We start from the raw sequence: 24,089 nt of genomic DNA on the forward strand, positions 1-24,089 counted from the left end.
AAAGAGAGGCGCGGACGAGATGCGACACCCTGACCAGGACGCCCAACTTGATCTCGATCCGAACGCCGGTCCGGGTCCGGCCGCGCTGGAACTTCAGGACGATCTGGAAGGCGATACGTTGCGCGAGGAATGCGGCGTCTTCGGCATCTACGGTCACCCTGATGCGGCCGCGATCACCGCGCTCGGCCTTCACGCCCTCCAGCACCGCGGCCAAGAGGCCGCCGGCATCGTCTCCTACGACGGCAGCCGCTTTCACTCGGAACGCCGCCTCGGCCTCGTCGGCGACACCTTCTCCCGCCGCGAGGTGATCGATCGCCTGCCCGGCAGTGTGGCGGTCGGCCATGTCCGCTATTCCACCACCGGCGCCACCATCCTGCGCAACGTGCAGCCGCTATTCGCCGAGCTCAATGCCGGCGGCCTTGCAGTGGCCCACAACGGCAATCTCACCAACGGTCTGACGCTGCGCCGCGAGCTCGTGAAGCACGGCGCGATGATGCAGTCGACCACCGACACCGAGGTGATCCTGCACCTGGTCGCGCGCTCCAAGCGCGCCCGTTTCATCGAGCGCTATATCGACGCGCTGCGCGAGATCGAGGGCGCCTACGCGCTGGTCTCCCTGACCAACAAGAAGCTGGTCGGCGCGCGCGATCCGCGCGGCATCCGCCCGCTCGTGCTCGGCGAGCTCGACGGCTGCCCGATCCTGACCTCGGAGACCTGCGCCCTCGACATCATCGGCGCGCGCTTCGTGCGCGACATCGAGCCGGGCGAGGTCATCGTGTTCGACGAGAACGGCCAGGATATCCACAAGCCGTTCCCGCCGATGGCGCCGCGCCCCTGCATCTTCGAATACATCTATTTCGCCCGCCCGGATTCCATCGTTCACGGCCGCTCGGTCTACGAGGTGCGCAAGGCCTTCGGCGCGCAGCTCGCGCGCGAGAGTCACGTGCCGATCGACGTCGTGGTGCCGGTACCGGATTCCGGCGTGCCGGCCGCAGTCGGCTACAGCCAATATTCCGGCGTGCCCTTCGAGCTCGGCATCATCCGCAACCATTACGTCGGCCGCACCTTCATCCAGCCGACGCAGGCGATCCGCGAATCCGGCGTGCGCATGAAGCATTCGGCCAACCGCGCCGCGATCGAAGGCAAGCGCATCATCCTGATCGACGACTCGCTGGTGCGCGGCACCACCTCGAAGAAGATCGTGCGCATGATGCGCGATGCCGGCGCCAAGGAAGTGCATTTCCGTCTCGCTTCGCCGCCGATCCTCTATCCGGATTATTACGGCATCGACCTGCCCGATCGCGGCGGCCTCCTGGCCGCAACACACTCGCTGGAGGAGATGCGCGAGATCATCGGCGCCGACTCGCTCGCCTTCCTGTCGATCGACGGCATGTACCGCGCCATGGGCGAGCCCGGCCGCGACCCCGCCAATCCGAAATTCTCGGACCACTGCTTCACCGGGGCCTATCCGACCCACCTCACCGACCAGACCCAGACCGAGCCGCAGCCGCGGCAATTGTCCCTGCTAGCGGAAGCGAGCTGAAGGCGCAGCCGTCATCCCGGGGCGGTCCGTAAGGAACAAACTATGGTGCGCACTTCCGCATCTGAGAACCTCGAGATTCCGGGTCCGCGCTCCGCACGCCCGGAATGACGGTGTGGTGGGGGCTTGTCCCGCCCGTCCGCGCCTGTAAAACCCCGACATGACAAAGCCCCTCGCCAACCGCATCGCTCTCGTCACCGGCGCCTCGCGCGGTATCGGTTTCGCCACGGCACGTGCCCTTGCCAAAGCCGGTGCGCACATCGTCGCGGTCGCACGCACGCAAGGAGGGCTGGAAGAACTCGACGACGAGATCCGCAAAGACGGCGGCAGCGCCACCCTGGTGCCGCTCAACCTCACCGATTTCGACGGCATCGCGCGTCTCGGCGCCGGCCTGCACGAGCGCTACGGCAAGCTCGACGTCCTCGTCGGCAATGCCGGCGTGCTCGGGCCCTCTTCACCGATCGGCCACATCGAGCTGAAGGCCTTCAACGACGTGATGGCCGTCAACGTTTCCGCGAACTTCCAGCTGATCCGCTGCATGGAGCCGTTGCTGAAGCAGTCCGACGCCGGCCGCGCAGTGTTCATTACCTCCGGCGCCGCCAACAAGGCGACCGCCTATGTCAGTCCCTACGCCGCCTCCAAGGCCGCGCTGGAAACGCTGGCGCGCGCCTGGGCGCAGGAGACCGCGAACACGCCACTGCGCGTCAATTTGTTCAATCCGGGACCGATCCGCACCCGCATGCGCGCCACGTTCATGCCGGGCGAGGATCCTGCGACGCTCGACACACCCGAGCAGGTTGCCGAATTCATCGTCCCGCTGTGCGCGCCCGACTGGACCGAGACCGGCAAGTTCTACGATTACAAGACCCGCACCTTGATGAGCTTTCAGCCGCCAGCATGAAGGCGAGCGGTTTGTCGAACCATCGCGGCTGACGACGATACCGCCGAGGTCGATACCGGAAAACGCATCCAGAAATTCAAGCTGACATCGGACGCGCTCAAATAGCGTCTCAACGCATTTTGCCCAAAAGTTAACCGACGGATCACGCTGCGACGCAGCGTCATCCGGCTTTAGGCGCATTGCCGCCAGCCGTCGGACACGGTAGAGCCAACAGCAGGAATAAGGCTCCGCAAGAGAGCCGTCCGAATATTTGACAATGGAGGAGACCTTTCATGACGACGTTCGCGCGCCGCTCCGCGGCCCTTCTGGCTTGCGCCGCTTTCGGTTTTGCATCATCCGCCTACGCTCAGGACAAGACCGTCACGATCGGCGTGCTCAACGACATGTCCAGCCTCTACGCCGATATCGGCGGTCCCGGCTCCGTGGCGGCGGTCAAGATGGCGGTCGAGGATTCGGGCCTGCTGGCCAAAGGCTGGAAAATCGAGGTCCTCAGCGGCGACCACCAGAACAAGCCTGATGTCGGCGTCAACATTGCGCGGCAGTGGATCGACACCCAGAAGGTCGACATGATCACCGACACGCCGAACTCCGGCGTGGCGCTGGCGGTCAGCAATGTCGCCAAGGAAAAGAACGTGGTCCTGCTCAACAATGGCGGCGCCACCGCCGACCTCACCGGCAAGGCCTGCAACGCCAACACCATCTCCTACACCTATGACACCTACATGCTGGCTAACGGCACCGGCAAGGCGCTGACGAAAGCCGGCGGTGACACCTGGTTCTTCCTGACCGCCGACTACGCCTTCGGCGCCGCGCTCGAGCGCGACACGAGTGCCGTTGTCACCGCAAACGGCGGCAAGGTCCTGGGTGGCGTCAAGCACCCGCTCAACACCTCGGACTTCTCGTCCTTCCTGCTCCAGGCGCAGAACTCCAAGGCGAAGATCGTCGGGCTTGCCAATGCCGGCGGCGACACCACCAATTCGATCAAGCAGGCGGCCGAGTTCGGCATCGTCGAAGGCGGCCAGAAGCTCGCGGCGCTGCTGCTCTTCATCAACGACGTTCACTCGCTCGGCCTCAAGACCGCGCACGGCCTGACCTTCACGGAGTCCTTCTACTGGGATCTCAACGATGGCACCCGTGCCTGGTCCAAGCGCTTCCAGGAGAAGGTGAGCAACCACGCGATGCCGTCGATGACCCAGGCCGGCAACTATGCCGGCGTGATCCATTACCTCAAGGCGCTCGAAGCGCTCGGCGGCAATCCGCATGACGGCGCCAAAGTCGTCGCCAAAATGAAGGAAATCCCGACTGACGATCCGCTGTTCGGCAAGGGCCCGCTCCGCGAGGACGGCCGCCGCATCATCCCGGCCTATCTGTTCGAGGTGAAGAAGCCGGAGGAGTCGAAGGGACCGTGGGACTATTACAAGCTGGTTGCCAACATCCCCGCGGAAGATGCCGCCAGGCCGCTCAAGGACAGCGACTGCCCGCTGGTGAAGAAGTGACCCCGTAGCGGTCGGGCATTCCGTCATGCCCGGGCTTGTCCCGCCTGCGCGGCCGAAACCGCTTCGGCGCGGCAAAGGCCCGGGCATCGACGTTTCAGGGCTATCGCCTCGCCGCCTGTTCGCTCACGACGGCCGCTTGCGCTTGTGCGCGAAGGGATTGGCCTTCTCGCGCAAGGTGATGCGCACGGGCGTGCCCGGCAGATCGAAGGTCTCGCGCATGGAGTTGGTGAGGTAGCGCAAGTAGGATTGCGGCACCGCGTCCGCGCGCGAGCAGAACAGCACGAAGCTCGGCGGGCGCGCCTTGTTCTGCGTGATATAGTTCAGCTTCAGCCTGCGGCCGGACACCGCCGGCGGCGGATTGGCCTGGATGGCCTGCTCGAACCAGCGATTGAGCGCCGAGGTCGGCACGCGCCTGTTCCAGACCGCGTAGGCGTCCTGGATCGCCTGCATCAGGCGGTCGATGCCCTCACCCATCAGGCCCGAGACGGCGACGATCGGCACGCCCTTGAGCTGCGGCAGCCAATGGTCGGCATCGCGGCGCAGGCCCGAGATGGCGCCGCCGCCCTTGGTCTCCATCAGATCCCATTTGTTGACCGCGAGCACGACCGCCCTTCCCTCGCGCTCGATCAGATCGGCGATGCGCAGATCCTGCTCCTCGAAGCGGTTCTGCGAATCCATCATCAGCACGACGACTTCGGCAAAGCGCACCGCGCGCAGCGCATCGGCGACGGAGAGCTTTTCCAGCTTCTCCTCGATCCGCGAGCGCCGGCGCAGGCCGGCGGTATCGAACACGCGGAAATCGCGGCCCTTCCAGTTGATCTCCACCGCGATGGAATCGCGCGTGGTGCCGGCCTCGGGGCTGGTCAGCAGGCGCTCCTCGCCGAGCAGGTGATTGATCAGCGTCGACTTGCCGGCATTGGGCCGGCCGACGATGGCGACACGGATCGGGCGGGTCGCGGCCTCCTCCTCGGAGAGCGGTTCGTCGTCCTCGGCCTCATCGTTCTCGGTGGGCTCCGGCATCAGCCTGCTGAGCGCGTCATAGAGCTCGCCCATGCCCTCGCCATGCTCGGCCGAGATCTGGATGGGATCGCCGAGGCCGAGGGCGAACGCTTCCATCGCACCGGCATCGCCATGCTTGCCCTCGCTCTTGTTGGCGATGAGCAGCACCGGCTTGTTGGCCTTGCGGGCGAAATCGGCGAAGGCGCGATCGGTTGGCGTGAGACCGATGCGGGCGTCGATGACGAAGAACAGCGCGTCGGCTTGGGCGATCGCGGTCTCGGTCTGCTCCTGCATGCGCGCAGTCAGCGAGCCCCTGGCGCCCTCGTCGAGGCCGGCGGTGTCGATGATGGTGAACTGGAGGTCGCCGAGTCTGGCCTCGCCTTCGCGGCGGTCGCGGGTGACACCCGGCAGGTCATCGACGAGCGCGAGCTTCTGTCCAACCAGGCGGTTGAACAGCGTCGATTTGCCGACATTGGGCCGGCCGATGATGGCGATCGTGAAGGACATCGGTCATTCGTGCGCTGCCGGGGCTGCGCCTGTCAATGCAATGAGGGATATCAGCGCGAGAAGCTGCCGCTCGGCAGCGGCGCCGGGAAAGCGCTCTGCGATTGCTGCTGGGTGGTCTGGGCCGGTTGCGCCTGCTGGGCGGGCTGATCCGGCGACGGCGCGGTGGTGCGCTTGCGGACGATCTTGTGCTTGGGCGGCGGAGCGGCCGTAGCTGGTGCGGCCTCCGGCTGAGCCTCGCCGTCGACCTCGCCGGCAGGCGCCTCAGCCGGTGCTGCTGCCGCGGCGGCGGGCTGCTTGGTGCGCTTCGCCTTGCTCCCCTTTGCCGGCTTGGCCGGCTCGGGCGGCGGCTCCGCAGGCAAGGCCGCGACGGCCGGCGCATTCGCGTCCTGCTGCTGCGCGCCCTTGTACATCTCCTTCGGGACACCCTGTTCGAGGCCCGGCACGCCTTCCGGAAAGACCGGCTTGCGCTCGCCCGGCAGCTTCTTCTTGGTGTCGAGGAAGTCGAGCATATCGCTTGGATCGAAGCTCGAGCAGCCGCCCAGGACGCCCGTGAAGGCGATCAGGATGGCGGCTGCGATCAAGCGTGGCGTGCGGCGCATCTTGTGTCTCGTCTTGCGTCAGAGGACCGTCGTCAGCTCTTGGCAACGGGCGGCAACAGGGCCTGGAGCGCCTCGGCGCGCGAGCGCAGGCCGGGCGGCGTTTCGCCGTCGCCTTCAATCGCGTCGAGCCATTTGCGGGCTGCGGTCATGTCGTTGTTGCGCCAGGCCGACAGCGCCAGCATCTCGCGAGCGCTGTGGCGGAAGGTCGACTTGGGCGCGGCGGAGGCTTCCAGCCGCTGCTGCATGTCAGCGTAGCCGGCGCTGTCGAGGAGCAGGCCGGCGGCCCGGATCTTCGCCAGATCCTGCCACTCGCCACCAACGCTGCGATCGGCGGCAATGTCGTCATACATCTTCGCGGCGGCCTTGGGATCGCGGCTCGCGGCCTCGGCCGCAGCACGCAGCCGCGCCAGGGTGCGATAGCCGGACGGAGCCTTGGCGGCGAGCTCGGTGAAGGCCTTCTCGGCGTCCTCGTGCTTGGCCTGCTCGGACAGCTCGACCGCCTTCTCGAAGGCGGCACCGGCCTCGGCCGCCTTCTTGGCCTCGAAATACTGGTAGGCGCGCCAGCCGCCGACGGCGGCCACGACCAGCACCATCAGGGCGATGAAGTAGATCGAATACTTGTCCCACAGCTTCTTGAGCTGTTCGCGACGTACTTCCTCGTCGACTTCGTCAAATAATTCAGACACTTATGCTAATCCCATGCCCGTCCGGGTACGCGCGCGGAAGCGTTCGCGTCAGAAATCCCGTCCCCACGTGGCGGCGAGGTACCCTAACGATATGGCGGTGGCAAGGCAAAGCGAGCCCGATCAAGGCGTTAACCACCCGGGAAGGCCCTGGGAGAACCGCCTGCCCGGCTCAGCTGCCGAGCAGTTCCCGCAGCTGCCGCTTCAGCACCTTGCCATTGGCATTGCGTGGCAGCGGCTCTGACGTGATCGCGATGGTTTCGGGCACCTTGTAGTCGGACAGCCGCTCGGCGCACCAGGCGCGCAAATCCGCGTCGGCAACGGGTGCGCGCGTCACCACCACGGCGTGGACGCGCTCACCCAGCACCGGGCAGGCCTTGGCGATGATCGCGCTCTCGACCACGGCGGGATGGCCGGCCAGCACGGATTCGACCTCGGCCGAATAGATCTTCAGGCCGCCGCGATTGATCATGTCCTTCTGCCGGTCGAACACGCGGACAAATCCGTCCGCATCCACCGAGCCGAGATCGCCCGAGTGCCAGAAGCCGCCCGTGAAGCTTTCGGCCGTGGCTTTCGGATTCTTCCAGTACCCCTTGATCACTGAGGCGCCATGGATCCAGAGCTCGCCGATTTCGCCGCGCGGCAGCTCGCGCCCGTCCGCCCCCATCGCGACGATGCGCGCGCCGGGGCACGGCAGGCCGACGCTGTCGATGTGGGTCTTCGTCAGCTCGCCCGGCATGATGGTCGAGGGCGACGTCGTCTCGGTCGCGCCGTAGCAGTTCATCAGCTTCAGTCCGGGAATCTTCGCCTTCAGCTTCTCGATGGTCGCGACCGGCATCGGCGCGCCGCCAAAGCCGCCGATGCGCCAGCTCGACAGATCGTAGCTGTCGAAATCGGGCTGGAGCAGGCAGAGATTGTACATCGCCGGCACCATCACGGTGTAGGTGACGCGCTCGCGCGCGGCGAGCTTGAGATAGTCGGCCGCCCTAAACTCCGGCATGATGATCAGCGCGCCGCCGCAGCGGACCATGGTCGTGATGTTGGCGACGACCCCGGTGACATGGCCGAGCGGCACCGCCGCGATCGAGCGATCGGTTTCCGCCAACTGCAGACAGGACTCGAACACCATCGAGGAGTGCACGATGTTGCAATGGGCCAGCATCGCGCCCTTCGGCTTGCCCGTCGTCCCCGAGGTGTAGAGGATCATCGCGGTGTCCTCCTCCCCTACCTCGACCGGCGCAGGCGCTGGCGAGTTGTCGGCGAGCACTGCGAACCGCGACAGAGCCGGATCATCGTCGATAGCAATACGGTGGATCAGATCGGGCAAATCCGGCGCATCGGGCAGCCGCTCGGCGAGGGCGGCTTCGTGGATCAGGATCTTTGCGCCGCAATCGGTCAGCACATAAGCGATTTCCGGCTTCTGCTGGCGCGTGCTGAGCAGCACGGTGACCAGCCCTTCATGCGCGGCGGCAAACAGCAGCAGCGGAAATTCGATGCGGTTGCCGAGCAGGATGGCGACGCGGTCGCCGCGCTGCAATCCGAGCTTGCGAAATCCAGCTGCGATCCGTGCGGCCTGCTCCACGGCCTGCTGCCAGCTCAGGCGGATATTGCCTGCGATCAGCGCTTCACCGTCGGGATTGCGGGCGCGGGCATTGGCGATCATCGCCCAGAGACTCGCCGGCCGGTCGCAGAACGCCGGCACCACCCGGTCGCCAAAGCGCGCCTCGAGCCGCATCGGCGGAATCTGAGATTGCGACCAGTCCATCGGAATGCCCTGACTTGTTGCTTCGTCAGCTTCCGCGCATGCGCAGGCGGAGCTGTCTTGCGCTGACCGGCTGTCTTCACCTTTGGCGCATGATCTCGTCGGAAAACCGCTCCACACTTTGCGCTAACGGATCATGCGCTACACGCCCACGACGGGGACACCGATCACGACGGGATGGAACGCAAAGGCCAGCGCCAGATAAGCAACGACCCCGACCCCGACAGCGATCAGATCGTTGGTGACGCCGCCCACCGGGATCGGCGGGCCGCCGGCGTCGGTGCGATGCTTGAGCGTAATGCGGTCATACACCGCCCAGGCGAGGAACGAGCCGAACAGGATCATCGAGCCGAGATCACCGTTGGCGAGCAGATGCGCCGCCGCCCACAACTTGATGCCGGCCAACATCGGATGCTTCAGCGTCGCATAAATACGGCCGCGCAAATATGACGCCACCACCAGGATGACGGCGGGCAGCATCAGCGCGAGCGTGACGTGCTTCATCGCCTTCGGCGGATACCAGACGTCGATCCAGCCGGAGCTGCGGTAATGGGCAAAGCCCCAAATGATCAAAGCGAGGCCCGCCAGCGAGACCAGCGAATAGAGGATCTTGTAGGTCCCCTCGCCCAGCTTCGCGATCGCCTGCGCGCGCGCCTCGCGTTTCGTCGTGAAAATATGGGCCGCGAAGAACAGCACCAGCCCCAGGACCATGACCAGCAGACCCACGACATCCCCTTGCGTAAGACCCGTGCTCCATCAGGTACCATCTTCACCCAGCGAAGCGCAATGCGTCAGTCCTTCTCAACCAGCTTTCCGCTTCGGGCTTCGATCCAGTCTCGTCCCATCGCGATGCTCAACTTCACCAGAGGCGCGGCAACCGTGGAGAAGAGCAGCTTGATCATGTACTGGCCAACGATCGTCGGCAGGACGACGCCGGTACCGTAGAACGCGATCGACACGAATATGACGGTGTCCAGCAGCTGAGCCAACATCAGGCTAAGCCAGGCCGACAGCACCACGGACCTCCTGCCGAACGCCGTCTTGCGCAGCAGGAGGAAGAACGACAGGTCGAAGTGTTGACTGACCATGTAGGCGATCCAGCCTCCGATCCAGATTCGAACCGAGGAGCTGACGACCGTTTCGAAATCCTGCTGGTGGTGCCAGCCCGAAGCCGCCGGGAGATAGGCGGCAAACTCGAAATAGGCGGCGGACAAGGCCATGCTGACCAGACCGAGATTGATCACCCGCCTGGAATACTCCCTGCCGAACAATTCCGCGATCGTGTCGAGAATGATGAATGTCAAGAGATAGCTGAACACGGTCGCGCTGGCGTCCAGGCCGAAAGGCAGGGCGAACAGCTTTGAGCCCGCGATCGTGCTGGTGATCAGCAGGGAGGAATGGAGTGTGAGCAGAAATAGAAAATAGCTGATCCTGGCATCCATCGGCTCACGGCCCCCGGGGCGGTCTGGCGTTGATAGGTCAAGGCTACGGGCCCAAACTCCCAAAAACAACTTCTTGTTGAATTAGACATCCGGCGGAATATGATCCGGGCATTGCATAACGACCGGACCGTTGATTATGGCCGACAAAATCAGTTTTGACGTCAGAATATTGGATTTCCTTCGTGCTTCCCACGGCCGTTCGCAGGAAGCAATCATTGTAGAATTCCTGCAAACGGCGATTGCGATCAGCCCGGCAGCCGATGCCGGATCGGTGCTGATCAACCATCAAAGGACAAAGCGGCTTGTGCTATTCAACGAAGGCGATTTTCTCTTTCGCGATCGCCTATTGGATCCGCAAGAACGTGCCAGCTTTCCGTCCGCGTTGGGCTACTACGGTACAACTGCTGGAGTATGCTTTAGAACGGGTATGCCGACCACGTTTTCACGGGCCGAAGGAGGTGAGTTCTACGGCGAAAGCCCAATCCAGAACATGGTTTGCTTTCCAATCAAATTGGGACAAGGTCAAAGACCATTTGGCGTCGCCTGCTTCCATAACAACGATCCGGCGAAGGCATTTTCTGCCGAGGATAAACGCGTACTAGAGGCCTATACTGACATCTTGGCACTCGCCCTTCATACACCTCACCCGGAGCTCCAGATCGATCGGAATGTCTTCATTGTGCATGGCCGAGACAACGTCAGCCGGAAGGCGCTCGAGGACATCCTTCGGGACAGGAAGGTCACTCCCAAGGTGCTGGCGCGGGAAGACAAGAACGCAACGACGATCTTGGCAGCCTTGGAAGACCTCATCCGAACTTGCAAAGCAGGCTTCATCCTTGCCACGCCCGACGACGAGGGACGCCTGGCAAAATCCAACGACCAATGTGCTGCACGGGCACGTGAGAACGTCATCTTCGAGATGGGGTTGCTATTCGCCAAATTCCGAGCGTTCGACCGAGTCGCTATCCTGCTGAAGAAACCGTTGAAACTGCCATCGGATCTCAACGGGGTCACCTATGAGGAATTCGACAGGATCGAAGACCTCGAAGCCACCATCGCACTCAAACTTCACAAATGGAATCTGCTGAACTGACAAGACCTCTCACGGTGGCCTTGCCGCTGGGCTAAACCCGACAGCGGGTCAGTTTGGGTGCCGATTATCGACATAACGGATCGCGATGGGTCGGCCGGCCAGCGCGCCGGCAAAGCCGGCGGTCAACTTCAGCGGCAAGCAAGCCTTCAGCGATGAATTGATCGCGTTGAGATAGGTCGTGCGGGTGTCTACGGGAACGCCCGCGGTCGCAAATGTCATGCGCGGTGGGCCGATCAGGCCACCCGATCGGTTGAGGCTGAACCGCACCGACATCTGCATGCCCGCGCGCGCATTATTCGATGGCGGCGACCAGCAGCTGCGCAGCTCGGCAAAGAGATCGCCGATCGTGTCGAGATCGTGATCTGGCTTCCGGTATTTGGCGCGGTCGGCATCGGACGGCACGCTTTCGATCGTGAGCTGGAGGTTCTGGCCGTAAGGATAGTCCATCTCGGGAATACAGGGGCCGGGCTCGAGCGGGCTGCAATAAGATGGCGTGCAGGGCCGGCCGTCGAGCACGCTGCACGGCTCATGCGAGAACGGGATCGGATTGATCTGCCGGGGCCGCGCGTCGGCGGCGAGCGTCGTCGCCGGCAGGAGAGCAACAAGGATGACGCGCCACATGGAGTGAGCTCACAACGTGATACAAATGGAACGTGGCGCTGCCTCCAACAAGGTCAAGCCTATCGCAATTCACGTGCTCGCGTTCAGGGCAACTGTCGTCGCCGGCTTGACCGGGCGACCCTACTCCGAGGCGCTTGTAATTGAATCGAGAGGCTGCGGCGTACTGGATGCGCCGGTCAAGCCAGCGCATGACAGCTATGGGTGCAGCTGCCCAGGAGGGAACGCACCCTACCCCTTCTTCTTGACGTCCTTGAAGTTGGTGAAGTCGATGCCCTCGGCGCGCTCCCTGGTGTAGCCGAGGTAGAACTCGTTCCTGGCGAGATACACGGGATCGCCATCCACATCGTCCGCGATGCTGGAGGTGTTGGCGGCGATGAAGCTGTCGAGCTTCTTGCGGTCCTCGGAGGAGACCCAGCGCGCCAGCTGGAACTCGCTGACCTCGAACTCCACCGGGAGCGAATATTCCGCCTCAAGCCGCGCCTTGAGCACGTCGAGCTGGAGCGCGCCGACCACGCCGACCAGCGCCGGCGCGCCGTCGCGCGGACGGAACACCTGCACCACGCCCTCTTCCGACATCTGCTGAAGCGCTTCCTTCAGCTTCTTCGCCTTCATCGCGTCGGTCAGACGGACGCGGCGGACGATTTCCGGCGCAAAGCTCGGCACGCCCACGAAGTTGAAATCCTCGCCTTCCGTCAGCGTGTCGCCGATGCGCAGCGTGCCGTGGTTGGGAATGCCGACGACGTCGCCGGCGAAGGCTTCGTCCGCCACCGAGCGATCCTGCGCGAAGAAGAATTGCGGGCTCGACAGCGGCATGCTCTTGCCGGTGCGCACCAGCTTGGCCTTCATGCCGCGACTGAGCTTGCCGGAGCAGAGCCGCGCGAAAGCGATGCGGTCGCGGTGGTTCGGATCCATGTTGGCCTGGATCTTGAACACGAACGCGCTCATGCGGGGATCGGTCGCCTCGACCTTGCGCTGGTCGCTGTCCTGCGCGCGCGGCTCGGGCGCGAACTTGCCGAGGCCTTCCAGGAGATCGCCGACGCCGAAATTGCGCAGCGCGCTGCCAAAATAGACCGGCGTCAGATGGCCCTCGCGAAACGCCTCGAGCTCGAACGGCTTTGACGCTGCGGTGACGAGCTCGAGCTCGTCCTTCACGGCAGTGACGTCCAGATTGGCGTTGAGCTTGGCGAGCTCTTCGATCTCGATCTCAAGGGCCGCGCCGGTCTTGGCGCCGCCGCCTTCGAGCAGGCGCACGCCGCCATTGACGACGTCATAGGTGCCGAGGAAATCCCGGCCGCGCCCGACCGGCCAGGTCATCGGCGTGGTGTCGAGCGCCAGCGTCTTCTCGATCTCGTCGAGCAACTCGAACACATCCCGGCTCTCGCGGTCCATCTTGTTGATGAAGGTGATGATCGGGATATCGCGCAGGCGGCACACCTCGAACAGTTTTCGGGTGCGCGCCTCGATGCCCTTGGCGGCGTCGATCACCATCACCGCGGAATCGACCGCCGTGAGCGTGCGATAAGTGTCTTCCGAAAAGTCCTCGTGGCCCGGCGTGTCCAGGAGGTTGAACACGAGACCTTCGAACTCGAAGGTCATCACCGAAGTGACGACCGAGATGCCGCGTTCGCGCTCGATCTTCATCCAGTCCGAGCGCGTATTGCGCCGCTCGCCCTTGGCCTTGACCTGGCCGGCGAGGTTGATGGCGCCGCCGAACAGCAGCAGCTTTTCGGTCAGCGTGGTCTTGCCGGCGTCGGGGTGGGAGATGATCGCGAAGGTCCGCCGCCGCGCCACTTCAGCGGCAAGCGGGGAACGGGCCGGCGATTCGGCTGTGGTTGTGGCGATGTCGGACATGGCGGGAGCGTGTGGCAGGGAAAACGGGCCTGATCAAGCCTCATTTGGTGATTGCACAGCCCTTCGGCCAGCCCCATATCGGCGCTTGGATATCAGTCTTGGGGAGGACGGCCTCCCTATCCATCAGCACGTCAGCCGCGGGGACGACCCTGCTGAAATGGAGGGTCGTCGTGGCCTGGAGCATCCTGTTTGTCGCCGGTCTTCTCGAGATCACCTGGGCGATCGGCTTGAAATACACCGAGGGCTTCACCAGGCTCGTTCCGTCCGTAGTCACGCTGGCGGCCATGGCCGGCAGCGTCATCCTGCTCGGGCTTGCGCTCAAATCACTTCCCGTCGGAACCGCCTATGCGGTCTGGACCGGCATCGGCGCGGTCGGCACTGCGACGCTCGGCATCGTCCTGTTCGGCGAGCCGGCAACGGCCTTCCGTCTTGCCAGCATCTCCCTGATCGTCGCCGGGATTGCCGGGCTGAAGCTCGTTACCTGACGAAGATCTGAACCACCCACCAGGTCAGCGCGGCGACGATGGCCGAGGCCGGGATCGTGATCACCCAGGCATAGACGATCGAGCTGGCGACGTTCCAGCGCACTGCCGAGACGCGGCGGGCCGCGCCGACGCCGACGATGGCGCCGGTGATGGTGTGGGTGGTCGAGACGGGAACCCCGAGATAAGTCGCCATGAACAGGGTCGCGGCACCCCCCGTCTCGGCGCAAAAGCCCTGCATCGGCGTCAATTTCGTGATGCGCAGGCCCATGGTGCGGACGATGCGCCAGCCACCCATCAGCGTGCCCAACGCCATCGCCGCCTGGCAGGACAGCACGACCCAAAACGGCACCGAGAACTCGCTGCCGAGATGGCCTTGCGAATAGAGCAGCACCGCGATGATGCCCATGGTCTTCTGCGCGTCGTTGCCGCCATGGCCGAGCGAATAGAGCGAGGCGGAGGCGAATTGCAGGATGCGGAACGCGCGATCGACCGCGAACGGCGTCGAAGGCACCGAGGCCCAGGACACGATCGCGACCAGCATCATCGCGAGCAGAAAGCCGACCAGCGGCGACAATACGATCGCCAGCACCGTCTTGGACAGCCCGCTCCACACCGCGGCCGAAATCCCCGCCTTGGCCATGCCGCCGCCGACGAGGCCTCCGATCAGCGCGTGCGAGGATGAAGAAGGAATGCCGAGCGCCCAGGTCACGAGGTTCCAGACGATGGCGCCGACGAGCGCCGCGAAGATCACCTGGGCATCGACGATCGAGGGATCGATGATGCCCGTGCCGATGGTCTGGGCGACGTGCAGGCCGAACACCATGAAGGCGACGAAATTGAAGAAAGCGGCCCAGAATACCGCGAATTGCGGCCGCAGCACGCGGGTCGAGACGATGGTCGCGATCGAATTGGCGGCGTCGTGCAGGCCGTTCAGGAAGTCGAACAGCAGCGCGACGGCGATCAGTCCGACCAGGACGGGAACACCCAACGCAGCATCCACGGCAGCCCCGCCTACACTTGCTCGATGACGATGCTGTTGATTTCGTTCGCGACGTCGTCGAAGCGATCGGCCACCTTCTCCAGGTGGTCGTAGATCTCGACGCCAACGATGAAGTCCATCGCATTCCCCTCGCGGTGCTTGAGGAACAGCTCCTTCAGGCCGATGTCGTGAAGATCGTCGACCCGGCCCTCCAGCTTGCCGAGCTCTTCGGTGATGGCGGTCAGCATGGCGACGTTCGGGCCGATCGATTGCATCAGCGGCAGCGCACGCCCGACCAGATTGGCGCATTCGATCAGGAGCCCGCCGATCTCGCGCATGGGCGGCTCGAAGGCGCGAACCTCGAACAGCATCACTGCCTTGGCCGTCTGCTGCATCTGATCGATGGCATCGTCCATCGACGTGATCAGGTTCTTGATGTCGCCGCGGTCGAACGGGGTGATGAAGGTGCGGCGCACCGCCGTCAGCACCTCACGGGTGATGTTGTCCGCGTCGTTCTCGAACTGATTGACGCGCTGGCAATAGACCGGCGTCTCCTCGCCACCATTGAGCATGCCCTGGAGCGCGATCGCCCCTTGGATCACCGTCTGGGCATGCCGGTCGAACAGGTCGAAGAACCGTTCTTCCTTGGGCAGGAACGCACGAAACCATCGCATCATGGGGACAGGCTACCGGTTGGAAATGGCCAGGCCCGAAGGGGCCATCACGAAACTGTCATAGACCATTTTCGATCCGCGCGCGTGTCATCTCACGCCCGTGGAGCCGGATCATCCACCGCTTTCAAGCGGTCGGTAAATCTATTTAAAATCAGCTGCTTAGAGCGATCTTCGGAAGTAATGCGCGATTTCGCCGATGACGCCGCGGCGGAAGGTGAGCACGCAGATCACGAAGATCGCGCCCTGGATCACCGTGACCCACTGGCCGAAGCCCGCCAGATACTGCTGCATGGCGATGATCACGAAGGCGCCGACCACGGGGCCGAAAATGGTGCCGAGACCGCCCACCAGCGTCATCAGCACGACTTCGCCCGACATCGACCAATGCACGTCGGTGAGCGAGGCATTTTGCGCCACGAACACCTTCAGCGATCCGGCAAAGCCGGCCAGAGTCCCTGAGAGGATGAAGGCCAGGAACTTGTACTGGTCGGTGCGATAGCCGAGCGAAATCGCGCGCTGCTCGTTCTCGCGGATCGACTTCAGGACTTCGCCGAACGGCGAGTTGATGATGCGGAAGATCAACAGGAAGCCAGCGAGGAAGCCGGCCAGCACGACATAGTACAGCACCGTCGCATTCGAGAGATCGAGCACGCCGAACATGTGCCCCTGCGGAATGCCCTGGATGCCGTCCTCACCATGGGTGAACGGTGCCTGGAGGTAGATGAAGTACAGCAGCTGCGACAGCGCCAGCGTGATCATCGAGAAATAAATGCCCTGGCGGCGGATCGAGATGTAACCGGTGATGACCGACAGGCCGAACGCCGCGGCGACGCCGACGAGAATGCCGAGCTCCGGCGGCAGTCCCCACACTTTGAGCGCGTGCGCGCTGCAATAGCCGGCCGTCCCCAAGAACATTGCATGGCCGAACGACAACAGGCCGCCATAGCCGACCAAGAGGTTGAAGGCGCAGGCGAGCAGCGCAAAGCACAGCGCCTGCATCACGAAGAACGGATAGACTCCCGTGAACGGGACAGACGCCAAGAGCAGCGCCATCACCACGAACACAATCATCTCGTCGCGCATCGCACGCGGGCTTGCAGGCAGCGTATCGTCCGTCAGGGTTGTCATATCAGGCCGCTCTTCCCGTCAATCCCGTTGGCTTCACCAGGAGCACCAGCACCATCAGTACGAACACGACGGTATTGGAGGCCTCGGGGTAGAAATACTTGGTCAGACCCTCGATCACGCCGAGCGCGAAGCCGGTGATGATGGAGCCCATGATCGAACCCATGCCGCCGATCACCACCACCGCGAACACGACGATGATGAGGTCGGCGCCCATCAGCGGCCGCACCTGGTTGATTGGCGCCGAGAGCACGCCTGCGAGCGCGGCGAGGCCGACGCCGAGACCATAGGTCAGCGTGATCATGCGCGGCACGTTGATGCCGAAGGCGCGGACCAGCGTGGGGTTTTCGGTGGCGGCGCGCAAGTAGGCGCCGAGCTGCGTCTTCTCGATCAGGAACCAGGTGGCAAGACACACCACCAGCGAAAACACGACGACCCAGCCGCGGTAGACGGGCAAGAACATGAAGCCGAGATTCATGCCGCCCTTGAGCTGGTCCGGAATGGCGTAAGGCAGGCCCGAGGAGCCGAAGTAGTTCTGGAACACGCCCTGCACGATCAGCGCGATGCCGAAGGTCAGCAGCAGGCCGTAGAGATGGTCGAGCCCGGTCAGCCATTGCAGCATGGTCCGTTCCAGGATCATGCCGAAGATGCCGACGATGATCGGCGCCAGCAGCAGCGCCCACCAGTAGTTGATGCCGCCGAGGTTCAGCAGGAAATACGCCACGAAGGCGCCCATCATGTAGAGCGCGCCATGGGCGAAATTGATGATGTTGAGCATGCCGAAGATCACGGCAAGCCCGAGACTGAGCAGCGCGTAGAACGAGCCGTTGATCAGTCCCACCAGTAGCTGAGCGTAAAGAGCCTGCATCGATCCCGCACCCGGTCCCTTCGGCGTTCCCGTGAAAGTCGCCCGCAGGCTCGATGGCCTGCGGGCCGTTATCTTACTTCTTGAGCAGCGCGCACTTGCTCTCGGACAGCGGGGTGAAAGCCTGGTCGCCCGGCACCGTGCCGACCAGCTTGTAGAAGTCCCACGGTCCCTTGGACTCGGAGGGCTTCTTCACCTCGAACAGATAGGCGCTGTGGATGGTGCGGCCGTTGGGCTGGATCTCGCCCTTGCCGAACAGATCGTCCTCGGTCGGCATCGACTTCATCTTCTCGACGATCTTGACGCCGTCATGCGGATTGCCGCCGAGTGCTTCGAGAGCCTTGAGGTAGTGACGCACGCCGGCATAGACGCCCGCCTGCACCATGGTCGGCGGCGCATTGTTCTTCATCTTCGCGGCGAAGCGCTTCGAGAACGCGCGGGTCTGGTCGTTCATGTCCCAGTAGAAGGTCTCGGTGAAGTTGAGGCCCTGCGCCGTCTCCAGCCCGATCGCCTTGACGTCGGTGAGGAAGAGCAGCAGCGCCGCGAGCTTCTGGCCGCCTCTGCCGATGCCGAACTCGGCCGCCTGCTTGATGGTGTTGGTGGTGTCGCCGCCGGCATTGGCAAGACCGATGATCTTGGCCTTGGACGCCTGCGCCTGGAGCAGGAAGGAGGAGAAATCCGGCGTGTTCAGCGGATGCTTGACGCCGCCCACCACCTTGCCGCCGTTGGCGGTGACGACCGCGCTGGTGTCGCGCTCGAGCGCGGCACCGAAGGCGTAGTCCGCGGTCAGGAAGAACCAGGTGTCGCCGCCGGCCTTGACCAGGGCTTGGCCGGTGGTGTGGGCCAGCATGTAGGTGTCGTAAGTCCAGTGCACGGTGTTGGGCGAGCACTGCGCGTTGGTGAGGTCCGATGTCGCGGCGCCGGAGTTGATGTAGACGCCGTTCTTTTCCTTGATGACGTTGTTGACGGCGAGCGCGACGCCCGAGTTCGGCACGTCGACGATGATGTCGACCTTGTCGACGTCGAACCACTGCCGCGCGATCGCGGTGCCGATATCGGGCTTGTTCTGGTGATCGCCCGAGATGATGTCGATCTTCCAGCCCTTCGCGGCCAGGCCGGAATCCTCAACGGCCATTTGCGCGGCGAGCGTCGAGCCGGGGCCGCCGAGATCGGCATAGAGGCCGGACTGATCGGACAGCGCGCCGATCTTCACGGTCTTGTCCTGCGCGGACGCGACGCCTGCAGCGGCGAAGGTGAGCGCGGTGGTCAGCAGCAATGACGCAATCGACCTGGTGTTCATGCAACTTTCCTTTTTGAATTTTCTCGTTGGCAGTTCTTCAGTTTGAGCATGATCTTGTCGGAAACCGCACCATTTGTGATAGCGCGGCCCTCAGGGTCCTGATCATGCACTAGACACCCAAATAGGTGTGGAGCTTGTCCATGTTGGTGGCAAGCTCCGCGTTGGAAAATCCGTCAATGATCTTGCCGTGCTCGACCACGTAGTAGCGGTCGGCAACGGTGGATGCGAAGCGGAAATTCTGCTCGACCAGCAGAATGGTGAAGCCCTCCTTCTTGAGCCGTGCAATGGTGTGGCCGATCTGCTGGATGATGACGGGCGCAAGGCCCTCGGTCGGCTCGTCCAGCATCAGGAAACTCGCGCCGGTGCGCAGGATGCGCGCGATCGCGAGCATCTGCTGCTCTCCGCCCGACAGCTTGGTGCCCTGGCTGGACAGCCGCTCCTTGAGGTTCGGAAACAGGTCGAAGATCTGGTCGAGCGGCAGTCCGCCTGCGCGGACGACCGGCGGCAGCATCAGATTCTCCCGCACGTCGAGGCTGGAGAATATACCCCGCTCTTCCGGGCAGAACGCGATGCCCATGCGCGCGATCTTGTCGGAGGTCGCACGGATGATCTCCTCGTCGTTGAACTTCACCGAGCCCGAGCGCTTGCCGATGATGCCCATGATCGACTTCAGCGTGGTGGTCTTGCCGGCGCCGTTGCGCCCGAGCAGGGTGACGACCTCGCCCGCGTTCACGTCGAAGTTGATCCCGTGCAGGATGTGGGACTCGCCGTACCAGGATTCGAGATTGCGGACTTGAAGGATGTTGCCGCCGGTCGCAGCCCTGGCCGGAGCCTCGGCGATTGCAGTGTCAGGCATGACCGGCTCCCAGATAGGCTTCCTTGACGCGCTCGTCCTTGGTGAGCTCGGAGTAGTGGCCCTGCGCGAGCACCTGCCCGCGCGTCAGCACGGTGATGATGTCGGAGAGGTTGGCGACGACGCTCAAATTATGCTCGACCATCAGGATGGTATATTTCGCGGAGATGCGCTTGATCAGCGCCGCGATCTTGTCGATGTCCTCGTGACCCATGCCGGCCATCGGCTCGTCCAGCAGCATCATCTCAGGGTCGAGCGCAAGCGTGGTTGCGATCTCGAGTGCACGCTTGCGCCCGTAGGGCATCTCGACCGCGGGCGTATTGGCAAACTCACTGAGGCCGACATCGTTCAACAGCTCGCGCGCGCGATCGTTGAAGCGGTTGAGCACGGACTTCGAGCGCCAGAAGTCGAACGAAGAGCCGTGCTGGCGCTGAAGCGCGACACGGACGTTTTCCAGCGCGGTGAGATGCGGAAACACCGCCGAAATCTGGAACGAACGCACAAGACCCATGCGCGCCACATCGGCCGGTGCCATCGCCGTGATGTCCTGCCCCTTGTACAGGATCTTTCCGGCAGACGGTTTGAGGAACTTGGTCAATAGATTGAAGCAGGTCGTCTTGCCGGCCCCGTTCGGGCCGATCAATGCGTGAATGCTCCCACGGCGAACCTTGAGCGCAACGTCGCGGACGGCGAAGAAGCCCGCGAACTCCTTGGTCAAGCCTTCCGTTTCGAGAATGAACTCATTGGCCAAACAGATTTCCCCCTGCCCGCGCTAGACGCGTGGCTGTCCTTGTTACTTCGGCTGTCCGGAGGCCTTGGAGCCCGCCCGGGACGCCGCCTCCGGGCGCGGAATATGCCGGAGGTGACGGGGGTTAGGCAAGGCGGAAAGCTGAGCAGATCAAGCCTCCGGCTGGGATACAAATGCTCCCTTAGTCGGAGACGTTTTGATGTCGTGCCTGCCCGGCGTCCCGGTTCGCAAGGCGCCGGCCATCAAGCCGTCGTTAACGGTCTTTCGTCTCCCGCGCCAGCCTTCATAGAAAATTTTCCCGCAAGCGGGATCATGTGCGGGTCTTCACGTGCGGAGAATATTGCTTTGGATTTTGCAAGCGCCCCTCCCTCCGTCGTCAAGTCGATCCGGCAACGCGATCTCCTGAACACGTGGCTGCGACTTTACGCGCGCCGGCAGATCGCGCCGGCGATCTGGGAGTATCAGCCGGTGCGACTTGAGGAGGAACTGTGGGATCTCATCTACTATACGGTGGAATTTTCGACGCCGACGCCGCGCCTCATCATCCAGAGCGAAGGCACGCGCATCTCGCGCGCCTATGGACATACCGGCAAGGGCGTTCCGCTCGATGACTATGTCGGACCGCGGCTCGCGCCATTCGTGATACCGATCTATCACGAATGCGTGGCGCGCGGGTTGCCCGTCTACAGCGTGGCCGACGTCGACGACGTCTACGGACGCATCGTCGCCTATGAACGGCTGCTGCTGCCCTTTCAGACTGACGGCAAGGTCTGTCACGTCATCGCCTCGGTCAAGACGTTCTGCGAGGACGGCGGCTTCGAGATCAAGAATCTGATGCGCGGAAACGACGCGCTGCCGCGTCCAAAGATGCGCGCGGTAGTCGATCGCGAGCTGTTTCATCGCGCCCCCGGCCGCATTGCGCCCGCCGAGACGGTCGAGTTCGCCGACCAGCCGGGCTCCGGCATCGCCACCGGGATCATCGAGTTGAACTAAAGCGCCATGAGATTTGGAATCATCGTCGCTTCAGATTGTTGCTTACGCATGATCTTTCCGGAAAACCGCTTCGCACTTTTCCCGATCATGCTTCAGCAGTCAGCGCGCTTTGCCACCGACCTCCTTGGTATAGATATCCGGCTTGAAGCCGACCAGCAGCTTGCTGCCGATTTCCAGCACGGGCCGCTTGATCATCGATGGTTGCGCCAGCATCAATGCCAACGCCTTCTTCTCGGTGAGGCTTTCCTTGTCGGAATCGGGGAGCTTCTTGAAGGTCGTCCCGGCGCGATTGAGTAGCGCCTCCCAGCCGACCTTGTCGCTCCACTGCTTGAGCTTGTCCTTCTCGACACCTGCGGCCTTGTAGTCGTGAAAGTCGTAAGGCACGCCATGCGCATCGAGCCAGGCGCGGGCCTTCTTCATGGTGTCGCAGTTCTTGATGCCGTAGATGATGTTGGGCAAGACGCTCCTCGCGCATGGCGTATCGTGACACTCTTGGCGTTGTACGAAACTCCGGCTCGCGCGACAATATTGCGGACGCCGCCAACTCTCCGAACGGACATTCCATGCACGTCACCCACGATCCCGCAGCTGCCGCCTCACCGACCATCGACTTCGACAGCTTCCTCGCGGTCGATGTCCGTGTCGGAACCATCGTCGACGCCAAGCCGTTTCCGGAGGCACGCAAGCCGGCCTGGCGGCTGTGGATCGATTTCGGTCCCGCCGTCGGCGTGCGCAAGAGTTCGGCACAGATCACTGAAAACCACCCACTCGATACCCTCGTGGGGCAACAGGTCGCGGCCGTCGTCAATTTCCCGCCTCGCCAGATCGGCCCAGTGGTCTCCGAGGTGCTGACGCTCGGCTTCCCCGATGCGAACGGCAAGGTCGTGCTGGTGCAGCCGAGCAAGCCTGTGCCGAACGGCGGACGGCTGTTCTAGCGGGCACACGAACCAGAGCCGCCCCGCCGCCTCCGGCAGGGGCGCGCCAGCCACTTCACCGGCTTGTCTCCCGATCGGCGTCAGCAGGTCTTGACTTGCCACCGTCCTAAAAAAGACTGATCAGTCGTTTTTTTTATTTTTATCGCACCCGAAATTGGTGCATCCTCGACCAACTCCCCAAAACGATCGATCTGTCAGTTATTTATGGACCGGGCCGATGCCAAAGATTAGCGACAAGAAGCGCGAAGGCCGGCGGCAGCAGATCCTCGAAGCGGCCCTCGCCTGCTTTGCCGAGAACGGTTTTCACCAGACCGGCATGGCCGATATCGTCAAGCGGTCGGGCTTGAGCCACGGCGCGGTCTATCTGTACTTCCAGAGCAAGGACGACCTGATCGAAGCGCTCGCGGACGACCGGCATCGCCGTGAGGCCGTGCTCAACTCGGTGGCGCAAGGATCCGGTGATCCAATCGAAGGGCTGCACGCGCTGGTCCGCGTCTACGCGCAATGGCTCACCGATCCCGCCGGCGAAGCCCGCCGCCGTGTCGGCATCCATGGCTGGGCCGAAGCGCTGCGCAACCGCCGCATCCGCAGCAGCGTCGTCGAAGGCATCGACATGCCGCGCGCGCTGATCGTGGCGCTGGTCGAGCGCGGCCAGCATGACGGGCTCATCAAGCGCGAGCTCCGCGCCGAGGCGATCGCGCGCGTGCTGATCGCGACTTTTCAGGGCTTTGTGCTGCAACAGTGCTGGGGCGAGGACCTCGACGTCGACGCCTGCATGGCGGCCGTCGACAGCGTGATCGACGGCTTGCGCATGCCGAAGCCGGACGTCAAGCGACGAACCAGGACATGAACGATGTCCTCGCTTCATGAACTCCTCGCCGGCGTCGGTGTCGGTCTGGTTGCAGGACTGGCGTCAAGCTTTACGGGCACGAGCCCGGGCGGCGGCCTCGTGATCTTCTCCGTGCTGTTGCTCGGTGCCGAGCAGCACGTCGCCCAGGGCACGTCGCTGATCACGCAGATCCCTCCGACCGGTCTCGCCGGCGCACGCCGCTATTGGCAGAGCGGCAACCGCAGCCCGCTGCAATGGATCGTCTGGATCGCAATCGGATTTCTCGTCGGTGGCGCGGGCGGTGGCTATGCCGCGGCGGCTGCCTCCGATTCGGTCTTGCAATGGACCTGCGTGGTCTATCTCGCCGCGCTGATCGCAATGTTGGCTCTGCGCCGTGACGGCAAGGACGACGTCAGCGAGGCAAGCGCTTCAGCCGAATTGCCCTGGCTGCCCCTGCTCCTCATCGGTCTGCTTGCCGGATTTTCCTCGGGCTTCATGGGCATCGGCGGCGGCCTCGCGACCACTGTGGGCCTTGCTGCGGGTCTTCGCGTCCCACAGCACCAGGCGCAGCTCGTCAGCCTCGTCTTCTCGATCATCCCCACCAACGTTCCAGCGGCCTGGATCTACTGGAGCAAGGGGCTCATGGTCGGCTGGCCGGCCGTCATCGGCATACTTGCCGGCCTCTGGATCGGGATCGATCTCGGCGCACGCATGGCCAATGGCGTCGGCAAATCAGCGCTGCGCCGGGCCATGATCGCCTTCGTCTCGCTGATGGCGCTCTATATGACCCACAAGGCGCTGAGCTGAAC

At 63.6% G+C, this 24,089-nt stretch carries 25 protein-coding genes; 9 read left to right on the plus strand and 16 right to left on the minus strand.

Features of this window, described 5'->3' with window-relative positions; genetic code table 11:
• Window positions 1-19 precede the first annotated feature (19 nt).
• From purF to P6U27_RS20395, 3 genes are all read left to right on the plus strand, one after another.
• A complete protein-coding gene (purF, locus tag P6U27_RS20385; RefSeq protein ID WP_407192406.1) occupies window positions 20-1,543 on the plus strand; it encodes an amidophosphoribosyltransferase in 1,524 nt (507 codons plus the stop codon).
• Window positions 1,544-1,700: 157 nt separating this feature from the next.
• Complete coding sequence (locus tag P6U27_RS20390) at window positions 1,701-2,441, plus strand: SDR family NAD(P)-dependent oxidoreductase (protein ID WP_407192407.1); 741 nt, start codon at window positions 1,701-1,703, stop codon at window positions 2,439-2,441.
• Window positions 2,442-2,713: 272 nt separating this feature from the next.
• A complete protein-coding gene (locus P6U27_RS20395; protein WP_129143368.1) occupies window positions 2,714-3,937 on the plus strand; it encodes an ABC transporter substrate-binding protein in 1,224 nt (407 codons plus the stop codon).
• A 123-nt stretch (window positions 3,938-4,060) separates the two neighbouring features.
• Here P6U27_RS20395 and der read toward each other — a convergent pair whose 3' ends face one another.
• The 6 genes from der to P6U27_RS20425 form a co-directional block, all read right to left on the minus strand.
• Window positions 4,061-5,443 carry a ribosome biogenesis GTPase Der gene (der, locus tag P6U27_RS20400; RefSeq protein WP_407192408.1) on the minus strand — a complete coding sequence of 461 codons (1,383 nt, stop codon included), beginning with the start codon at window positions 5,441-5,443 and terminating at the stop codon, window positions 4,061-4,063.
• Between the two features lie 50 nt (window positions 5,444-5,493).
• Complete coding sequence (locus tag P6U27_RS20405) at window positions 5,494-6,042, minus strand: hypothetical protein (RefSeq protein WP_407192409.1); 549 nt, start codon at window positions 6,040-6,042, stop codon at window positions 5,494-5,496.
• Window positions 6,043-6,074: 32 nt separating this feature from the next.
• Entirely contained in the window at window positions 6,075-6,728 is a 654-nt protein-coding gene (locus P6U27_RS20410) for a tetratricopeptide repeat protein (RefSeq protein ID WP_129143365.1), read from the minus strand.
• A gap of 169 nt (window positions 6,729-6,897) precedes the next feature.
• On the minus strand, window positions 6,898-8,490 hold the full coding sequence (locus P6U27_RS20415; protein WP_407192410.1) for a class I adenylate-forming enzyme family protein: 1,593 nt from the start codon (window positions 8,488-8,490) through the stop codon (window positions 6,898-6,900).
• 138 nt (window positions 8,491-8,628) lie between these two features.
• Window positions 8,629-9,213 (minus strand): NnrU family protein, encoded by a 585-nt coding sequence (locus tag P6U27_RS20420; protein ID WP_209295587.1) that lies wholly within the window; start codon window positions 9,211-9,213, stop codon window positions 8,629-8,631.
• 65 nt (window positions 9,214-9,278) lie between these two features.
• Window positions 9,279-9,929 carry a queuosine precursor transporter gene (locus tag P6U27_RS20425; RefSeq protein ID WP_122403615.1) on the minus strand — a complete coding sequence of 217 codons (651 nt, stop codon included), beginning with the start codon at window positions 9,927-9,929 and terminating at the stop codon, window positions 9,279-9,281.
• Between the two features lie 136 nt (window positions 9,930-10,065).
• Here P6U27_RS20425 and P6U27_RS20430 point away from each other — a divergent pair, with 136 nt between their 5' ends.
• A complete protein-coding gene (locus tag P6U27_RS20430) occupies window positions 10,066-11,022 on the plus strand; it encodes a TIR domain-containing protein (protein ID WP_209295586.1) in 957 nt (318 codons plus the stop codon).
• Window positions 11,023-11,070: 48 nt separating this feature from the next.
• Here P6U27_RS20430 and P6U27_RS20435 read toward each other — a convergent pair whose 3' ends face one another.
• The gene (locus tag P6U27_RS20435; protein WP_129143362.1) at window positions 11,071-11,643 is read right to left on the minus strand and encodes a hypothetical protein; all 573 of its coding nucleotides are present in this window, start codon (window positions 11,641-11,643) and stop codon (window positions 11,071-11,073) included.
• Between the two features lie 228 nt (window positions 11,644-11,871).
• Window positions 11,872-13,494 carry a peptide chain release factor 3 gene (locus P6U27_RS20440; RefSeq protein WP_407192411.1) on the minus strand — a complete coding sequence of 541 codons (1,623 nt, stop codon included), beginning with the start codon at window positions 13,492-13,494 and terminating at the stop codon, window positions 11,872-11,874.
• A gap of 170 nt (window positions 13,495-13,664) precedes the next feature.
• On the opposite strand from P6U27_RS20440, the gene sugE reads away from it, so the two are divergent.
• Entirely contained in the window at window positions 13,665-13,979 is a 315-nt protein-coding gene (gene sugE / locus P6U27_RS20445; RefSeq protein ID WP_209295584.1) for a quaternary ammonium compound efflux SMR transporter SugE, read from the plus strand.
• Here sugE and P6U27_RS20450 read toward each other — a convergent pair.
• From P6U27_RS20450 to P6U27_RS20480, 7 genes are all read right to left on the minus strand, one after another.
• Complete coding sequence (locus P6U27_RS20450; protein WP_407192412.1) at window positions 13,972-14,979, minus strand: inorganic phosphate transporter; 1,008 nt, start codon at window positions 14,977-14,979, stop codon at window positions 13,972-13,974. The genes sugE and P6U27_RS20450 overlap by 8 nt on opposite strands.
• Before the next feature lie 11 nt (window positions 14,980-14,990).
• Window positions 14,991-15,635: a DUF47 domain-containing protein gene (locus P6U27_RS20455; protein ID WP_122403621.1), complete on the minus strand. Its 645-nt coding sequence runs from the start codon at window positions 15,633-15,635 to the stop codon at window positions 14,991-14,993.
• A 156-nt stretch (window positions 15,636-15,791) separates the two neighbouring features.
• Complete coding sequence (locus P6U27_RS20460) at window positions 15,792-16,760, minus strand: branched-chain amino acid ABC transporter permease (protein ID WP_122403622.1); 969 nt, start codon at window positions 16,758-16,760, stop codon at window positions 15,792-15,794.
• 1 nt (window position 16,761) lies between these two features.
• On the minus strand, window positions 16,762-17,625 hold the full coding sequence (locus P6U27_RS20465) for a branched-chain amino acid ABC transporter permease (protein WP_028178028.1): 864 nt from the start codon (window positions 17,623-17,625) through the stop codon (window positions 16,762-16,764).
• Window positions 17,626-17,698: 73 nt separating this feature from the next.
• Entirely contained in the window at window positions 17,699-18,922 is a 1,224-nt protein-coding gene (locus P6U27_RS20470; protein ID WP_407192413.1) for an ABC transporter substrate-binding protein, read from the minus strand.
• A 109-nt stretch (window positions 18,923-19,031) separates the two neighbouring features.
• Entirely contained in the window at window positions 19,032-19,778 is a 747-nt protein-coding gene (locus tag P6U27_RS20475; protein WP_122403624.1) for an ABC transporter ATP-binding protein, read from the minus strand.
• On the minus strand, window positions 19,771-20,526 hold the full coding sequence (locus P6U27_RS20480) for an ABC transporter ATP-binding protein (RefSeq protein WP_122403625.1): 756 nt from the start codon (window positions 20,524-20,526) through the stop codon (window positions 19,771-19,773). Before P6U27_RS20480 ends, P6U27_RS20475 begins: the two co-directional genes overlap by 8 nt.
• 309 nt (window positions 20,527-20,835) lie before the next feature.
• Here P6U27_RS20480 and P6U27_RS20485 point away from each other — a divergent pair, with 309 nt between their 5' ends.
• Entirely contained in the window at window positions 20,836-21,516 is a 681-nt protein-coding gene (locus P6U27_RS20485; protein WP_407192414.1) for a hypothetical protein, read from the plus strand.
• Between the two features lie 99 nt (window positions 21,517-21,615).
• Here P6U27_RS20485 and P6U27_RS20490 read toward each other — a convergent pair whose 3' ends face one another.
• Window positions 21,616-21,975 (minus strand): ArsC family reductase, encoded by a 360-nt coding sequence (locus tag P6U27_RS20490; RefSeq protein WP_209295136.1) that lies wholly within the window; start codon window positions 21,973-21,975, stop codon window positions 21,616-21,618.
• Between the two features lie 104 nt (window positions 21,976-22,079).
• On the opposite strand from P6U27_RS20490, the gene P6U27_RS20495 reads away from it, so the two are divergent.
• The 3 genes from P6U27_RS20495 (at window position 22,080) to P6U27_RS20505 (ending at window position 24,087) form a co-directional block, all read left to right on the plus strand.
• Window positions 22,080-22,451, plus strand: coding sequence for a tRNA-binding protein (locus P6U27_RS20495; RefSeq protein WP_129143357.1), 372 nt, complete (start codon window positions 22,080-22,082; stop codon window positions 22,449-22,451).
• A 217-nt stretch (window positions 22,452-22,668) separates the two neighbouring features.
• Window positions 22,669-23,301, plus strand: a complete 633-nt coding sequence (locus P6U27_RS20500; protein WP_407192415.1) for a TetR/AcrR family transcriptional regulator — start codon at window positions 22,669-22,671, stop codon at window positions 23,299-23,301.
• Window positions 23,302-23,304: 3 nt separating this feature from the next.
• Window positions 23,305-24,087 carry a sulfite exporter TauE/SafE family protein gene (locus P6U27_RS20505; protein ID WP_407192416.1) on the plus strand — a complete coding sequence of 261 codons (783 nt, stop codon included), beginning with the start codon at window positions 23,305-23,307 and terminating at the stop codon, window positions 24,085-24,087.
• Window positions 24,088-24,089 lie beyond the last annotated feature (2 nt).

The sequence above is a fragment of the Bradyrhizobium sp. STM 3566 genome (assembly GCF_045571445.1).
In the GTDB taxonomy this organism is placed as follows: domain Bacteria; phylum Pseudomonadota; class Alphaproteobacteria; order Rhizobiales; family Xanthobacteraceae; genus Bradyrhizobium; species Bradyrhizobium vignae.

Coding starts and splice junctions, on each gene's coding strand:
- P6U27_RS20460 (WP_122403622.1), bottom strand. CDS start 16,760: ATGACAACCCTGACGGACGATACGCTGCCTGCAAGCCCGCGTGCGATG.
- P6U27_RS20495 (WP_129143357.1), top strand. CDS start 22,080: ATGCACGTCACCCACGATCCCGCAGCTGCCGCCTCACCGACCATCGAC.
- P6U27_RS20390 (WP_407192407.1), top strand. CDS start 1,701: ATGACAAAGCCCCTCGCCAACCGCATCGCTCTCGTCACCGGCGCCTCG.
- P6U27_RS20435 (WP_129143362.1), bottom strand. CDS start 11,643: ATGTGGCGCGTCATCCTTGTTGCTCTCCTGCCGGCGACGACGCTCGCC.
- P6U27_RS20500 (WP_407192415.1), top strand. CDS start 22,669: ATGCCAAAGATTAGCGACAAGAAGCGCGAAGGCCGGCGGCAGCAGATC.
- P6U27_RS20470 (WP_407192413.1), bottom strand. CDS start 18,922: ATGAACACCAGGTCGATTGCGTCATTGCTGCTGACCACCGCGCTCACC.
- P6U27_RS20440 (WP_407192411.1), bottom strand. CDS start 13,494: ATGTCCGACATCGCCACAACCACAGCCGAATCGCCGGCCCGTTCCCCG.
- P6U27_RS20415 (WP_407192410.1), bottom strand. CDS start 8,490: ATGGACTGGTCGCAATCTCAGATTCCGCCGATGCGGCTCGAGGCGCGC.
- der (WP_407192408.1), bottom strand. CDS start 5,443: ATGTCCTTCACGATCGCCATCATCGGCCGGCCCAATGTCGGCAAATCG.
- P6U27_RS20395 (WP_129143368.1), top strand. CDS start 2,714: ATGACGACGTTCGCGCGCCGCTCCGCGGCCCTTCTGGCTTGCGCCGCT.
- P6U27_RS20430 (WP_209295586.1), top strand. CDS start 10,066: ATGGCCGACAAAATCAGTTTTGACGTCAGAATATTGGATTTCCTTCGT.
- purF (WP_407192406.1), top strand. CDS start 20: ATGCGACACCCTGACCAGGACGCCCAACTTGATCTCGATCCGAACGCC.
- P6U27_RS20425 (WP_122403615.1), bottom strand. CDS start 9,929: ATGGATGCCAGGATCAGCTATTTTCTATTTCTGCTCACACTCCATTCC.
- P6U27_RS20455 (WP_122403621.1), bottom strand. CDS start 15,635: ATGATGCGATGGTTTCGTGCGTTCCTGCCCAAGGAAGAACGGTTCTTC.
- P6U27_RS20475 (WP_122403624.1), bottom strand. CDS start 19,778: ATGCCTGACACTGCAATCGCCGAGGCTCCGGCCAGGGCTGCGACCGGC.
- P6U27_RS20405 (WP_407192409.1), bottom strand. CDS start 6,042: ATGCGCCGCACGCCACGCTTGATCGCAGCCGCCATCCTGATCGCCTTC.
- P6U27_RS20465 (WP_028178028.1), bottom strand. CDS start 17,625: ATGCAGGCTCTTTACGCTCAGCTACTGGTGGGACTGATCAACGGCTCG.
- P6U27_RS20505 (WP_407192416.1), top strand. CDS start 23,305: ATGTCCTCGCTTCATGAACTCCTCGCCGGCGTCGGTGTCGGTCTGGTT.
- P6U27_RS20485 (WP_407192414.1), top strand. CDS start 20,836: ATGTGCGGGTCTTCACGTGCGGAGAATATTGCTTTGGATTTTGCAAGC.